The sequence below is a fragment of the Sphingobacterium sp. NPDC055346 genome, assembly GCF_053645235.1.
This window is the reverse complement of record NZ_JBSHMI010000001.1, coordinates 686,202-699,947: the sequence shown is the minus strand read 5'-3', so window position 1 is coordinate 699,947 and position 13,746 is coordinate 686,202. Positions and strand designations below refer to the sequence as shown.

The window sequence follows — 13,746 nt, the reverse complement described above, 5'->3', positions numbered from 1 at the left end:
TCGCCCTGTCACCCTGGAAGGGTGAAATTATTTTAGCGATGGTGTTTGAAGGGTACTACCCCTTTAGGGGTTGCATTATGTTAATTAACTTAACCATTAACCTTGATTTGTCCCACCGTTTAAAACAAAACTTTCATTACACTTTTAATTAACACAAAAATAATGATATCAATACACCTCAATATGTAATTTGCCAATAGGTGAATCTTATTAATAATCAATGGCTAATACTTACTCCCAAATCTATATTCAAATTGTTTTTTCGGTTCAAAATAGGGAAACCCTATTAAAATTACCTTGGAGGTTAGAGGTTTATAAATACATGGCTGGAATAATAAAAAGCAAAGGGTTAAAATCGATTATTATTAATGGGATGGAAGATCATGTCCATATACTATTAGAACTAAAACCAGAAATCTCCTTGTCAGATTTGGTTAGGGACATAAAAAAGCACTCTACTATATTTATAAATAAACAGAATTGGCTTAACTATAAATTCTCTTGGCAAAATGGATATGGCGCCTTTTCCTATTCTCATTCTCAGGTAAACAAAGTATATAATTATATCAAAAACCAAGAGAAAATCCATTTAAATAGAACATTTCAAATGGAATACATCGAGTTTTTAAAAAAAATCAATGTGGAATACCGTGATGAATATCTATTCAAATGGATTAACTAACCTACTCCTTCTTTATCCCTAACCTCATTAAACTCGGCGTCATAAACGATATTATCCCCAATAACACACATAGCACACCTGCAATAATAAATGCATTGGCTACGCCAATATGGTCTGCAATGTTTCCGGCGAATAATAGACCGATCAGACTTGGGATGATTGCAAAACTGAAATACAGGGAAAATACCCTGCCCAACATTTCCGGAGCAATCTCTTCTTGGATGATGGTCATAAATACCGCATTGAATATCGACATGGATGCTCCACCTATTCCTGTCAATACCACAAAAACCATAAACATGGACGCTGGTAACAGACCAGAAAACACAAAGGTCAATCCCAGTAGGATATGCATGTAATTGATCAGCAGGATCTTTCTGAAGGAAACTTTAAAAGCGCTCAATGCAGACCCTCCCACCAACATACCTACTCCCCAGATAACTTCAATCACGCTCATTTCAAATTTATCTCCTTTGAAATGTTCGATGGTCAGTAAGGGGAACATAATGGCAACTGGCAGGATGCCCATCATGGCAATGATGGAGTATAAAAACATCCTGTTTAAGCCTTTGTTCTGGTGGATGGCCAAGAAACCCAGCTTCAGGTCTCCCCAAACCTGCCTTAATGAGGCTTTACTTTCCGACTTGAAATATGGAATGCTGATGAACAAAAGGCTAGTGATCGCTACTGCTGCACCCATCACATCGAGGTAAATGACCTGGTTGATCGGTAGGTTGGCTATGGCCAAGGCTCCCAATGCAGGTCCGGCAATGGCACTGACAGAATGCAAGATCTGGTTCACACCTGAAACGCGCAACAGCTGGTCCTCAGGCACCAAAAGCGGAGCAATTGCCTGCATTGCTGGCTGGTGAAATGCAGAGCCTATGGAACGACAGACCATCAGCAGATAAATCAGCGATAGATTGATGTTTCCATCCTTCAGGGCGAAAGTCATCATGAAAGTACAGCAGGCAATGAAGGCATCTGCAAATATCATGACTTTCTTCCTGTCCCAACGGTCGATATACACGCCTGCAAATGGACCGATAATGGCCTGGGGCAATAGACCCGAAATAGCGGCAAAGGCAAGGACTTCCGCCGACCTGAATTCAAGGCTCAGCCAGATAATCATTGCAAAGTTGACGGCAGAGCTACTTATCAAGGAGACAAATTGCCCTACCCATATATAGATATAGGTTTTAAACCAATGTTTCTTTTCCATGAAATTAAATTGTAATGTTTGTACCTGCAGCCAAAAGGAATTTTAGCTGATTCATTAAACCGCGTAAGATTTATCTAACTCAATAAATCCAAGGGTCAATAAAGAATAGTGCAAATTGGCAAGTGCTCATACCGCAAATATAAACCAAAGAGGCTGAAGTTCAAACGTTTTAAGAAAAATACTTTCCTAGAGAGGCGAAAATGGAAATGGGATTAAGGTATTCGTGAAAACTGATGACACAAAAAAAAGCGTCTTAACTTTCGCCAAGACGCCTTTATACTAAAACTACACTACTATTATTTTCTTTCTAATCCTTTTGCTACCAAGGCTTCTACAAAGTTCCTTACGTTTTCATCAGAGAACCTCGATGTAACGTCAAAAGCAAAGGCATGAACTAACAGGATACGTGCGCTCTCTTCACCGATACCGCGAGCACGTAAGTAGAACAGGGCATCATCATCAAACTGTCCCATGGTACAACCATGTGAACATTTAACATCATCTGCAAAGATCTCAAGCTGTGGCTTGGTATAGATAGTCGCCTTGTCGCCGATCAACATGTTGTTGTTCTGTTGAAAGGCATTTGTTTTCTGGGCATCTTCGCGAACAAAGATCTTACCGTTGAAAACAGCTGTAGATTCGTCCTGTGGAATATTTTTGTACCATTCGTATGATTCACAATGAGGTTTCATGTGATCTACGATGGTATGGTTGTCTACAAATTGATTGTCAGCTAATAAGTTGATCCCGTAAAGGTGCGATTCAACCTGTTCAGCGTCCAAACGAACGTTTAGATCATTGCGTACAAAGGCTACACCTGGGAAATTACAGTTGTAGTTGTTGTACAAGCTGTGTTTCGTTTGGTAAACCTCGGTATGGTTGATGTAATGGCTGTTATTTGAAGCTAACTGCAAATAATAGTGTTGCATCTTCGCATTTTCTTCAACGACAATCTCGGTAACCTTGTTGTTCAGGTTGAATGCCGAACCATCCATTGTGATAAAGGATTCGATGATTTCAACTTCAGCATTCTGCTCAAGGATATATAGATTACGGGTCTGTGCAAAGAAATCCTGGTTCCCTGTAGCGACATGGACGATTTGGATAGGCTTTGAAACCACCTTATTGCGATTCACCTGCAGAAAGATTCCCGAAGTGTGAAAAGCAGTGTTCAGGGCTACCGTCGTGCTTCCTGTTGCATCTGCATGTTTTGCAAAGTGCTCTTGGAATTTCGGCTCATTTTGAGCCTCTTCGATAGGTTTTACGATCAAGCCGATCTCATCTTCCAAGGAAGAGAATGCCAAAACATATTGACCATTGATCAGCACAATGCGGTGTGCATCCAATCCAGGGATGTCCGCTGCGCTTAGATCTAAATTTGAAACATCCACATCCTCGTTCAACAGATAGTTTCTGTTGATCAGAGCATGGATATTCGTGTATTTCCAGTCCTCATTCTTTACAGTAGGGAATCCAAGATCATGAAAACGGCTGTAAGCCTCTTCGCGAAGAGCCATTACCGCTGCCGTATCATTGCTTGTTTCCAGTTCCTGAAATGTTGAAGTCAACTGTTGGAATAAGGAGTTTGCTACTAATGTACTCATGTTATTTGTTGTCAATCCGCTCATTACCTCGTTTCTTAATACAACTGATTAGGCATTTTGCGTATCTAATTCTTTTAACCAGTCGTAACCTTTTTCTTCTAATTCAAGTGCCAATTCTTTTGTTCCCGATTTTACAATGCGACCATTGTGCAATACGTGTACATAATCCGGCACGATATAATCCAACAAACGTTGGTAGTGTGTAATCACGATAAATGCATTGTCCTTAGAGCGCAATTGGTTTACACCATTCGCTACGATTCGCAATGCGTCGATATCCAGACCTGAATCCGTTTCATCTAAAATAGAAAGCTTTGGATTCAACATGGCCAATTGGAAGATCTCGTTACGTTTTTTCTCTCCTCCCGAGAAACCTTCGTTCAAGGAACGGTTTGCTAGGTTTGCAGAAAACTCTACCAATTGTTGTTTTTCTTTTACCGTCTTCAAGAAGTCTTTCGCTTCCATTGGAGGTAAACCTTTGTATTCTCGGATATCATTTACTGCTGTCTTCAAGAAGTTGATGTTTGAAACTCCTGGGATTTCAACAGGATATTGGAAAGCCAAGAACAAACCTTCGCGAGCACGGTCTTCAGGAGAAAGCTCCAATAGATCCACTCCGTCTAGGAATGCTTCACCTTCCGTCACCTCGTAAGAGTCACGTCCCGCTAATACATTTCCTAATGTACTCTTTCCAGCTCCGTTAGGGCCCATGATGGCATGAACTTCGCCGGCCTTAACTTCTAAATTCAGTCCTTTTAATATTTGTTTATCGTCGATTGACGCATGCAAATTCTTAATGCTTAACATATTCTATTCTATATTTCTATCCTACCGATCCTTCTAATGAGATCGCTAATAATTTCTGTGCCTCTACGGCAAATTCCATTGGTAATTGATTTAATACTTCTTTCGCATAACCATTGACGATAAGCCCTACGGCTTTCTCTGAATCAATACCGCGTTGGTTCAAGTAGAAGACTTGGTCTTCCCCGATCTTGGAAGTGGTTGCTTCGTGCTCTAGGGTAGCAGTCTTGTTCTTGCTCTCAATATATGGGAAAGTGTGTGCTCCACATCTGTCGCCAATCAATAAACTATCACATTGGGTGAAGTTCCTTGAGTTGTCTGCATTTGGTCCGATCTTAACCAATCCACGGTAGCTGTTGTGGCTCTTGCCGGCAGAGATACCTTTGGAAATGATTTTTGAACGCGTATTTTTTCCTAAGTGGATCATTTTGGTGCCTGTATCTGCAAGTTGCATGTTACGGGTCATCGCCACGGAGTAAAATTCGCCTACAGAATGGTCTCCCTTCAGGATTACTCCTGGATATTTCCAAGTGATGGCAGATCCCGTTTCAACCTGTGTCCAAGAGATTTTCGAGTGATCACCTTTACAGATACCACGCTTGGTCACGAAGTTATAGATTCCGCCCTTTCCGTCTTTATCACCAGGATACCAGTTCTGTACAGTTGAATATTTGATCTCTGCATTACGCATAGCAATTAGTTCAACAACTGCAGCATGCAATTGGTTTTCATCACGCATCGGTGCTGTACAACCTTCAAGGTAAGATACATAGGCATCCTCATCAGCGATGATCAATGTGCGCTCGAACTGTCCCGTGTTTTCTGCGTTGATACGGAAGTACGTGGAAAGTTCCATTGGGCAGCGAACGCCTTTAGGAATGTATACGAAAGATCCGTCCGAGAAAACAGCTGAATTCAGGGCCGCATATACGTTATCTGTTTGAGGAACTACGGTTCCCAAATATTGTTTTACTAGGTCAGGGTGTTCTTGTACAGCCTCTCCAAAGGAACAGAAGATAACCCCTTGTTCTTTCAGTTTTTCACGGAACGTGGTTTTCACAGATACCGAATCAAATACTGCATCAACTGCTACTACCCCAGCAAGTACCTTCTGTTCGTCCAAGGGGATACCCAATTTGGCAAAAGTTGCCAATAATTCAGGGTCCACTTCGTCCAAACTATCAAGTTGTTTTTTAGGTTTTGGGGCAGCGTAATAGGAAATGTCCTGGAAATCTACTTCAGGGTTCTTGAAGTTTTGCCAAGTCGGCATGCTCATTTTTAAGAAATGTTGGAAAGCCTTCAGTCTCCACTCCAATAACCATTCCGGTTCGTTTTTCTTCTTCGAAATCAAACGGATGGTATCTTCATTAAGACCTTTTGGAGCGATCTCCATCTCAATGTCGGTCGTAAAACCGTACTTATATTCTTCGAGCTCTAACTCTTTTAATAAATCGTCGTCTTTTGTGCTCATATCTCTTTCACTTTAATGATGGGTTCTTTCCCATTGGTTTTGATTTGCAAAGTTACGGTTTATAATGCAGAAAAAAGCTTGTTTTGTGTTCAACCTACACAGTAAACCGCAAAAAAAATGACAAATGTCATTTCTTCTGCATTAAAGGCTATTTAGAATGATTACATTATGACAATAGAATGATTGATATAAATAAAATCAATTGAATGTCAATCAATAGATTGAGTCAGTCTATATTAGACCCCGCCAATAATTCAGAAATACATTTTGTGTTAAACCAAATATTATTTTGTATATTTACTATTCTTTAATTTTATTGAAAAGCCTATGTCTTACCAACCAGATAAAACGGACTTGAAGATTCTAAAGCTTCTTCAGGAGAACGGAAGGATAACTAATTTACAGCTGGCGACCAATATTGGTCTCTCGCCTGCCCCTACATTGGAGCGGGTCCGTAAATTGGAGAACTCTGGTTTCATCAAGAGCTACCATGCTTTTGTCGATGAGGAAAAGCTAGGATTAGGAATAAAATCATTCATTCAGATCTCCCTTGATTTCCATACCCATAATGCCATTCCTGAATTTGTGGAAGCCGTTCGTGCCATTCCCGAAGTGACCGAATGCCACCACGTAACAGGTAACTGCGACTTCATGCTGAAAGTATATGTTAAAGACATTAAGGCATATGAGGCAGTAATCATGGAGAAGATTTCAAAAATCCCTTTTGTGAAGACGTTCCAAACCATGATGATTATGTCCACCAGTAAAAAAGAACCAATTGTACCATTAGAATATTAATCTTTAAAGATGGCATATCAAGATTCTGCAATCATATTGACATGGCCAGATGCTACCATACGTGGAGATGAAAAATGGATGATGTTTTTCAAAAAAATTGGTATTGTCAAAAATTTAAACTTCAAGGTTGGGCATACAGGTGTTGTCTTGGTAAATCACCAGACGGGCGAGTTGCTCTTTTATGATTTTGGCCGCTATATAACCCCCCGAGGTTACGGAAGGGCACGATCGAAGGATTCCGACCCAATGCTGGAGATCAAGGTCAAGGCTAAGTTCAAGAATGGCCAGATCGAAAACATCCAAGAGATCATTGCTGCAATCGAACCCTTAAAAGGTGCCATGTATGGTGAGGGAAGGGTCTTTTTCAGCGTGGCCAGCGATATCAACTTTGAAATCGCCAAGGATTATGGTGATAAATGCGTAGAGGAGGGTACATACCCCTATGGCGCTGTCGCTAAGAATAACAACAACTGTTCCCGATTCATTACCAGGATGTTGATGAAGGCTTCCAAGAAATATCATTTCTGGCACGGTATCAACCTGCCGGAAACCATTAAAGCGAGCCCTATCAGCAATATCGTGAATGTTTGCAAGAGCAGGATGGTGAACAGCTATAGCCCTTCGGACGGGTTTCAGTCATTCAAGATGGACCGTTGGAAGTCTTTCTTTTTTCTGGTTAAACAGCTGGGAGATAATGTGTTCAGGAACAAGGCGGATCTACTGCCCAATGACTTGATCATCGGTGCCGTTAATTTTGGGTCTAAACCTATCACCGTTCCTAAACATGCGAAATATCTTGGCGGCGTTGGTGATGGGGCATGGTACTACCTGCACGAAAGACCGGATGCGCAGATTGAGATCAGCCGATATTCGACCTTAGGCAACCTGGAATACGTTGTTTTGGGCGAAGCGACCCAGCCTGTGGATTTTCATGAGGATTGGGAGATTACCTATGATAGCCATCTGATGTTTACCCATATCCTGCAGCATAACCAGAAGATTAGGATCAATCATATTGAAGTCCTCTCTACCGAGGATTATAAATTCAAAAATTTATTGGAAAGGTACGCGTAGTTGCCTAAACTTGCCAAGCAATGGCTTGTTTCCCATGTTGTTGCAGGTAACTGTTGGCCTGTGAGAAATGGGCGCATCCGAAGAATCCTCTGTAAACCGATAGTGGGGATGGGTGTACAGCGGTTAAGATAAGGTGCTTGCTGCTATCGATCAATGCTGATTTCTTGATGGCATAACTTCCCCACAGTAAGAATACGACATGTTCGCTCTGCTCTGATATCGCTTTGATGATCTCATCCGTAAAATATTCCCATCCTTTCTTCTGGTGCGAACCGGCTTCGTGAGCTCGAACCGTTAAGGTTGCGTTCAAGAGCAAAACGCCTTGTTTGGCCCATTTTGTCAGATCGCCATGGTTCGGGTATTGAAATCCTGGAATGTCAGTCACCAATTCGGTATAGATGTTTCTTAAACTGGGTGGTATGGCAATTCCAGCAGGGACCGAAAAAGACAGCCCATGTGCCTGGCCATCGTTATGATAGGGGTCTTGGCCCAAGATGACTACTTTCAGGTTTTGAAAAGGGGTCAATTTGAAGGCGTTAAAAACCAGGTCCTGCGGAGGAAAAACCTTGTGCAGGCTTCTTTCCTTTATTACAAACTCGGATAAATCCTGTAAGACAGTGCTGTTGAATAAAGGCTTAATGATAGGTTCCCAAGAAGAATCAAAACGGTCAGACATATGTTTATATAAAATTTTACATTATTTTGCTGTAAACAAGTTGGATACTACGGCAATTTAACGGATATTTGCAAACTTACAGTATTAAGCATAATTATGTCAAATATAGTTCGCATTATAATTTGTAGTTTGTTGGTGATCGGAACGGTTGCATTGTTCTGGATTGGTCAATGGGGCTGGGGGATTTTAGCAATCCTGATTACTATTTTAGCTTGGGTAACCGTGTTCTTCAACGAGAAGATGCTTATCGCCCAATGGTTCTTGCGCAAAGAACGTATGGACAAAGCTGAAGTTTGGTTGAAGAAAATCAAGAACTACGAAACGGAATTGATCTCTGCTCAATATGGTTACTACCATATGCTTTTGGGCTTGATCGAATCTCAAAGAGCGCCTTTACAATCAGAGAAATATTTCAAGAAAGCCTTGACAATGGGCTTGCATATGGATCATAACGTGGCATTGGCCAAGTTAAGCCTTGCTGGTATCGCTATGGCAAAACGTAATAAGCGCGAAGCTGAAAAGCTTCTGGCCGAAGCTAAGAAAGCTGATAAAAACAAATTGCTGGAAGAGCAGATCAAATTGATGAAAAACCAAATGGGAATGATGGACAAACAACAGTTCCGTTATTCTAGATAACAAAATATTTAAAAAAGGAAAGGGTGGATTCTTGAAAATCCACCCTTTCCTTTTTTAGACAGTAGACAACAGACACAAGACATTAGAATGGTAAGGGTGCCAACTTACTATCTCAGTCATTTCGGATAGAGGCTAGAAAGGGTCTTATGTCTTATGTCTTATGTCTTGTGTCTATTGTCTATAACCTATTTCTCATTCTCCTTTAATACTCTCAGGAAGTTCAATCCCATGATCTTAGCGACATCTTCCTTGCTGTAGCCTCTTTCCAGCAATGCTTTTGTGAGGACCGGGAATTTGCTGACATCTTCTAGTTCCTGAGGCGGAGATTCAATGCCATCAAAGTCGGATCCTATGGCTACATGGTCTATGCCCGCCTTGGCGACCAGATGGTCTACGTGCTTAAGTACATTTTCAAAAGGGGCATTAGCTTCATGCTTTAGCTTTGGCGAAAGGGAACCATACATCTTGCCTATAGATAATTCCTTGTTTGTACTGTCTTTTTTGTGGGTTTTGTAATAGAGTTTTTTTACTCTCTTCGGGTAGTTGGAATCAAGAAATTCAGAATAAAAATTGACACCTACTACACCGCCATTTTTCTTCAGAGCTTCCAATTGAGCATCTTTCAGGTTGCGATAATGTGGCGTCAATGCTGCTGCATTGCTGTGGGAGACCAATACTGGTTTGCTTGTGATACTCAAAACATCATAAAATGTTTGTTCACCGGCATGGGAAAGGTCGACCATCATACCGAGGTCGTTCATCTTACGGATAATTTCCTTGCCATGTTCCGTCAAGCCTTTTCCTTTTTTGTCCTTGGTTTTCACTTCCATGGCAGCTGCCGTTACCCAAGGAAGGTTGTAGTTCCAGGTAAGGGTCAGATAGCGGGCTCCACGATCGTAAAGTGCCTCCAGATAATCAAGGCGTTCCTCAATCATATTGCCGCCTTCTATTCCAATCAATGCAACGATCTTTCCCTCTTTGTTGATGCGTTCTATATCTGTAGAACTCTTTGCCAGTTCGATCTTATCCGGATTGTTGGCAATCAGTTTCTCCAAGGCATCAATTTGGTCGTTCGCATGTTTGTAGGCATTCTTCTTCCATTTCTTGTCATCGGACCAAACGGCAAATACCTGAACATCCACTCCACCTTCTTTAAGTCTGGGTAGATCGGTATGACCGGTTTTGATTCTTTTGCCGATGTCCTTGCCAGGCAATATGCTTTCGACGATCACATCATTGTGGCCATCCACAACGATCAGGTCTTGATGTATCTGTTTATAATCCTGCCCCATACTGGCAAAAATAGAACCTCCGAGAAGGAAGGTCAATAAAAACTTCTTTTTCATTATTTAGCGTTAAAAATGGTTTCATAGATGACATCCTGTATACGACTCCTAACGTTCAGATCATAGATTTTTGTAGATACCTGCGGATGCACTCTATTTGACAAAAATATATAAATCAATTGGTTATTCGGATCTACCCATATACAAGTCCCTGTATAACCGGTGTGGCCATATACAGATGGATTTGCCAATTTAGAAGGGTAGTCTGCGCCTTTCTTAGGGTCATATCGGTCGAAACCCAAACCTCTGCGACTTGTTTTCGACTGTTTGGAGGTGAAAAGATCGATGGTCTCCGGTTTATAATACCTCACGCCCCCATATTCGCCTCGATTCAGCAATAGCTGTCCGTAGATAGCAAGGTCGTTTGCAGAAGCAAACAGGCCCGCATGTCCAGCCACTCCACCGGCCATGGCTGCACCCTCATCATGCACATATCCTTGCAACAGGACCTTCCGAAAGGCGGTGTCCTGTTGGGTAGGAATGATTTGGTCCTTGTTGAAACGATCTCTCGGAAGATATCCCGCGGTCTTCATCCCAATGGGCCTGTACAAAATATCTTGGACATAGTCCTGCATTGGAGTGGAAGTTTCATGTTCAGAGACTTCCTTCATTACATACATGCTGATGTCTGAATAGACATAGTTTCCGATTGGCTTAACCGGAGAATTCAACATCTCTGGCCACATAAAATCTCGGTAGTAATTATTCTTTAGATAGGCATTGTCAGCGACCTTGACTTGATGGGAATCATCTTTTGTGCGTTGAAGGTCACCAGGTTTCAGGTTCCTGTAGAACGGGATAAAAGGAGTAAAACCAGCCTCATGTAAAAGTACGGTCCTGAGGGTAATATTGGCTTTATTGCTCTGTTTCGCTTGCCATAGGTAATGTCCCATGGTGCTATCCAGATTGATGATGTTGTTTTCCTGTAAGTGCATCACAACAGGCGTCGTGCCGGCAATTTTACTGATGGATGCTAAGTCATAGATATCATAAATGCTATTGGCCTGCTTCTTTTCGTAGGTATGGTAGCCATACGCCTTTTCAAAGATTACCTGACCATCTTTTATGGCCATGACCATCATCCCCGGAGCGGCATGCTGCTCAACAGCATCCTTCGCAATGGCATCGATCTGATTGGTCATTTTGGCGATGTCCAGGCCTGACTGTCTGCCTTTGCTGTACTGTAGTCGGGTTTGCGTTGTTTTATTCGTTCCGGCAGTGATACCTAACCCACCGAAGATGGACATTGCCGCATTCTCCTGGGTACCTTCATCTAAGCTAGGTGCTGTTAAGATGCTGGCAAATCGGCCTAAGTTGGCAGAAGACAAGCCTATATTGATGTAATTGATATCCTTCCCGAATTTACAGAGAATGACATCCTTTCGATTTACGGCAGATTGAATGACCATCGCCAATTGATCCGGTCTAAACTCGTCTTCCGTACCAGCAACGATAATAGTATTGTAGTATTTCGTATGTTCATCATATTGGTCAAAACCAAAGCTCTTTACTTCACCATATCGCTGTAATTGCTGAATAAAGGGTGCATATTTTACACTGTCCGTACTTATGACCGCTATTCTGCGTTCATCCAAACGCTTGAAGGGAAGGATGTTCTTTTGGTTGTTCAGAAGAACCGTTTGATTGCTGATGACCTGTTTATACTGAGCTTGACTAATGGAATACCCGCATAACAGGAATATTGTAAGGAGGTTTAAAAAGCGAATCATAATTGTTTTTAGGATTTCTTATTGTAAATGTACTAATAAAACGCACAAACACGCATTCCCGACCTGTAATAATTCTGTATATTTGAGAATGCCCGAACTGATGGACAATAAAACCGTTTTCACTCTCCTAGAGGTGTCCCGAAGCATTCAAAAGACGATTGCTGAGCGATACAAGAGTCTTTATTGGATTAAAGCGGAGATGAACAAATTGAACCATTATTCCTATTCAGGCCATTGCTACCCCGAACTACTAGAGAAAAAAGAAGGTAAGGTGGTTGCTGAAATGCGGTCTATTTTATGGAAAATGGATTATGAACGCATAAACAGGCAGTTCATGGAAGTACTTGGAGAACCCTTAAGGGAAGGTATTACCATGCTATTCCAGGCGGGTATATCCTACGATCCGCTGTACGGCTTCAGTCTGAAGATCGTTGATATCGATCCTACCTTTGTGCTTGGAGAACTGGAAAAAGAGAAAAGGGAAAGCATCAAGAAACTGACCGAAGAAGGTATATTTGACGCCAATAAAAGGCTTCCATTCCCTCTCATCCCTAAGCGATTGGCCATTATCTCTGTTGAAACCAGTAAGGGGCTTTCCGATTTCTTTAAAATTATCAACGGTAACCCTTGGGGCTATAAAATTGAATGCACGCTCTTTCCTGCCTTATTGCAGGGGGATAAATCCATCAGCTCCATTATTAAGCAATTGGAGGTCATTGCTAATAAATTAGAAGATTTTGATGCGGTCGCCATCATTAGAGGTGGAGGAGGAGATGTCGGCTTGAGTTCCTATAACAACTATTTCCTGTCCAAGGCCATTGCCATCTTTCCAATTCCTGTACTCACAGGGATAGGTCACTCCACAAATGAAACCGTCAGTGAGATGGTCGCGTATAAGAACGCTATTACGCCTAGCGAATTGGCGGACTTCCTTTTACAGAAGTTCCACAATTTTGCTATCCCTGTGGATAATGCGTTGGAAAGAATGTTGCGAGCAGTTAGAAGGAGCTTTGAAGAAGAAAATCTAAAATTAAAACATATCGTGTCTTCAATTTCTTGGAACAGTAAAACCCTCTTGTTAAAAGATAAAGCGGAATTGAACGGGCTACAGGCCCACTTGATCAGGTTCAGTAGACAGAGCATAAAGGAAAATCAAGCCCAGCTGCAGCATTTGGAAAGAATGCTAGGTATCGTGAATCCCATTCATATATTAAAAAGAGGCTTTAGCATCGTGCGGATGGACGGTAAATCTGTCCACAAGCTGGACCAAGTTGAAATAGGTTCTGAACTGGAAATCCAATTGGAAGACGGAAAGATAATTTCTAAAGTAATAAACAAAGAATCAAACCATGGAAAATAAATACAGCTATAAAGATGCGTTCGAGGAACTTCAACATATTGTTTCAGACATCGAATCTGGTGATATTGCTGTAGATGAGTTGACAGCCAAGATCAATAGGGCATCTGAATTGTTGACTATCTGCAAGGCGAAACTAACAGCTTCAGAAGAAGAAGTAGAAAAACTATTGCAGAAACTGGAGAATGATAACAAAGCTGGGGAAGGTGATTTTGAATAATCACAACAAGCTTTTTTTATAAATTTCAACGCCTGAGTTCAATCAATCCCAATTTAACTTCCTAGAGTTAAAGGAAAAGCTATTTCTAAAAGTAAATATTTTTACGTTATTTTGCGCTGTTTAGAA

13 protein-coding genes are annotated in these 13,746 nt (G+C 41.4%); 6 read left to right on the top strand and 7 right to left on the bottom strand.

Features of this window, described 5'->3' with window-relative positions:
- The first annotated feature begins 220 nt into the window (after nucleotides 1-220).
- The gene (tnpA, locus tag ACWICE_RS02985) at nucleotides 221-682 is read left to right on the top strand and encodes an IS200/IS605 family transposase (RefSeq protein WP_454297601.1); all 462 of its coding nucleotides are present in this window, start codon (nucleotides 221-223) and stop codon (nucleotides 680-682) included.
- Nucleotide 683: 1 nt separating this feature from the next.
- Here tnpA and ACWICE_RS02980 read toward each other — a convergent pair whose 3' ends face one another.
- The 4 genes from ACWICE_RS02980 to sufB form a co-directional block, all read right to left on the bottom strand.
- Nucleotides 684-1,904 carry an MFS transporter gene (locus ACWICE_RS02980; RefSeq protein WP_185212917.1) on the bottom strand — a complete coding sequence of 407 codons (1,221 nt, stop codon included), beginning with the start codon at nucleotides 1,902-1,904 and terminating at the stop codon, nucleotides 684-686.
- Between the two features lie 296 nt (nucleotides 1,905-2,200).
- The gene (sufD, locus tag ACWICE_RS02975) at nucleotides 2,201-3,508 is read right to left on the bottom strand and encodes a Fe-S cluster assembly protein SufD (protein ID WP_454297600.1); all 1,308 of its coding nucleotides are present in this window, start codon (nucleotides 3,506-3,508) and stop codon (nucleotides 2,201-2,203) included.
- Between the two features lie 48 nt (nucleotides 3,509-3,556).
- Complete coding sequence (sufC, locus tag ACWICE_RS02970; protein WP_185212919.1) at nucleotides 3,557-4,315, bottom strand: Fe-S cluster assembly ATPase SufC; 759 nt, start codon at nucleotides 4,313-4,315, stop codon at nucleotides 3,557-3,559.
- A 16-nt stretch (nucleotides 4,316-4,331) separates the two neighbouring features.
- Nucleotides 4,332-5,783: a Fe-S cluster assembly protein SufB gene (gene sufB / locus ACWICE_RS02965; protein WP_454290603.1), complete on the bottom strand. Its 1,452-nt coding sequence runs from the start codon at nucleotides 5,781-5,783 to the stop codon at nucleotides 4,332-4,334.
- A gap of 327 nt (nucleotides 5,784-6,110) precedes the next feature.
- Here sufB and ACWICE_RS02960 point away from each other — a divergent pair, with 327 nt between their 5' ends.
- On the top strand, nucleotides 6,111-6,581 hold the full coding sequence (locus tag ACWICE_RS02960; RefSeq protein ID WP_093101265.1) for an Lrp/AsnC family transcriptional regulator: 471 nt from the start codon (nucleotides 6,111-6,113) through the stop codon (nucleotides 6,579-6,581).
- A 9-nt stretch (nucleotides 6,582-6,590) separates the two neighbouring features.
- Nucleotides 6,591-7,655, top strand: coding sequence for a DUF6695 family protein (locus tag ACWICE_RS02955; protein ID WP_185215789.1), 1,065 nt, complete (start codon nucleotides 6,591-6,593; stop codon nucleotides 7,653-7,655).
- A gap of 4 nt (nucleotides 7,656-7,659) precedes the next feature.
- Here the strand turns inward: ACWICE_RS02955 and ung are convergent, their stop codons facing one another.
- Nucleotides 7,660-8,331, bottom strand: coding sequence for a uracil-DNA glycosylase (gene ung / locus ACWICE_RS02950; RefSeq protein WP_454297599.1), 672 nt, complete (start codon nucleotides 8,329-8,331; stop codon nucleotides 7,660-7,662).
- A 96-nt stretch (nucleotides 8,332-8,427) separates the two neighbouring features.
- Here ung and ACWICE_RS02945 point away from each other — a divergent pair, with 96 nt between their 5' ends.
- A complete protein-coding gene (locus ACWICE_RS02945) occupies nucleotides 8,428-8,967 on the top strand; it encodes a tetratricopeptide repeat protein (RefSeq protein WP_185212923.1) in 540 nt (179 codons plus the stop codon).
- A gap of 185 nt (nucleotides 8,968-9,152) precedes the next feature.
- On the opposite strand, the gene ACWICE_RS02940 is transcribed toward ACWICE_RS02945, so the two are convergent.
- Nucleotides 9,153-10,313: a dipeptidase gene (locus ACWICE_RS02940; RefSeq protein WP_454297598.1), complete on the bottom strand. Its 1,161-nt coding sequence runs from the start codon at nucleotides 10,311-10,313 to the stop codon at nucleotides 9,153-9,155.
- Nucleotides 10,313-12,043 carry a serine hydrolase domain-containing protein gene (locus ACWICE_RS02935; protein ID WP_454297597.1) on the bottom strand — a complete coding sequence of 577 codons (1,731 nt, stop codon included), beginning with the start codon at nucleotides 12,041-12,043 and terminating at the stop codon, nucleotides 10,313-10,315. Before ACWICE_RS02935 ends, ACWICE_RS02940 begins: the two co-directional genes overlap by 1 nt.
- A gap of 88 nt (nucleotides 12,044-12,131) precedes the next feature.
- On the opposite strand from ACWICE_RS02935, the gene xseA reads away from it, so the two are divergent.
- Both xseA and xseB read left to right on the top strand, forming a co-directional pair.
- A complete protein-coding gene (gene xseA, locus ACWICE_RS02930; protein WP_454297596.1) occupies nucleotides 12,132-13,403 on the top strand; it encodes an exodeoxyribonuclease VII large subunit in 1,272 nt (423 codons plus the stop codon).
- Nucleotides 13,393-13,620: an exodeoxyribonuclease VII small subunit gene (gene xseB, locus ACWICE_RS02925; protein ID WP_185215793.1), complete on the top strand. Its 228-nt coding sequence runs from the start codon at nucleotides 13,393-13,395 to the stop codon at nucleotides 13,618-13,620. The genes xseA and xseB overlap by 11 nt, the downstream gene beginning before the upstream one ends.
- Nucleotides 13,621-13,746: the final 126 nt, after the last annotated feature.

Coding starts and splice junctions, on each gene's coding strand:
- tnpA (WP_454297601.1), top strand. CDS start 221: ATGGCTAATACTTACTCCCAAATCTATATTCAAATTGTTTTTTCGGTT.
- ACWICE_RS02980 (WP_185212917.1), bottom strand. CDS start 1,904: ATGGAAAAGAAACATTGGTTTAAAACCTATATCTATATATGGGTAGGG.
- sufD (WP_454297600.1), bottom strand. CDS start 3,508: ATGAGTACATTAGTAGCAAACTCCTTATTCCAACAGTTGACTTCAACA.
- sufC (WP_185212919.1), bottom strand. CDS start 4,315: ATGTTAAGCATTAAGAATTTGCATGCGTCAATCGACGATAAACAAATA.
- sufB (WP_454290603.1), bottom strand. CDS start 5,783: ATGAGCACAAAAGACGACGATTTATTAAAAGAGTTAGAGCTCGAAGAA.
- ACWICE_RS02960 (WP_093101265.1), top strand. CDS start 6,111: ATGTCTTACCAACCAGATAAAACGGACTTGAAGATTCTAAAGCTTCTT.
- ACWICE_RS02955 (WP_185215789.1), top strand. CDS start 6,591: ATGGCATATCAAGATTCTGCAATCATATTGACATGGCCAGATGCTACC.
- ung (WP_454297599.1), bottom strand. CDS start 8,331: ATGTCTGACCGTTTTGATTCTTCTTGGGAACCTATCATTAAGCCTTTA.
- ACWICE_RS02945 (WP_185212923.1), top strand. CDS start 8,428: ATGTCAAATATAGTTCGCATTATAATTTGTAGTTTGTTGGTGATCGGA.
- ACWICE_RS02940 (WP_454297598.1), bottom strand. CDS start 10,313: ATGAAAAAGAAGTTTTTATTGACCTTCCTTCTCGGAGGTTCTATTTTT.
- ACWICE_RS02935 (WP_454297597.1), bottom strand. CDS start 12,043: ATGATTCGCTTTTTAAACCTCCTTACAATATTCCTGTTATGCGGGTAT.
- xseA (WP_454297596.1), top strand. CDS start 12,132: ATGCCCGAACTGATGGACAATAAAACCGTTTTCACTCTCCTAGAGGTG.
- xseB (WP_185215793.1), top strand. CDS start 13,393: ATGGAAAATAAATACAGCTATAAAGATGCGTTCGAGGAACTTCAACAT.